The organism is Bacillus mobilis, from assembly GCF_001884045.1.
Lineage (GTDB): Bacteria > Bacillota > Bacilli > Bacillales > Bacillaceae_G > Bacillus_A > Bacillus_A mobilis.
Map to the genome: position 1 here is coordinate 1 of NZ_MACF01000112.1, position 247 is coordinate 247.

1 pseudogene is annotated in these 247 nt (G+C 39.7%); it reads right to left on the minus strand.

The features are described from left to right. Positions 1-2 precede the first annotated feature (2 nt). Positions 3-247: pseudogene (locus tag BAQ44_RS18610) on the minus strand (RNA-guided endonuclease TnpB family protein); the annotation flags it as partial.

Consider the following 247-nt stretch of genomic DNA (forward strand, 5'->3'; position numbering starts at 1 on the left):
CACTAAGCTATGCGCGAAGCAACAGCCTTACGTTTTTGCACTTCTAATAGAATCGGCGTTTTTACTTTGAGATTGCCATCCAATTCTACAACTTGTGATTTTTGCAATGTATTCAGCGCACCATTAATATCCGCATGAATACATGTTCCTGCTTTACTTTGATACAGACCACGAGTGATTCGTTTGCCGCTAAAATAATATTGGGCTCTATTATCCTTAGACCAAACTGGAACCGGATCTTTGTCTA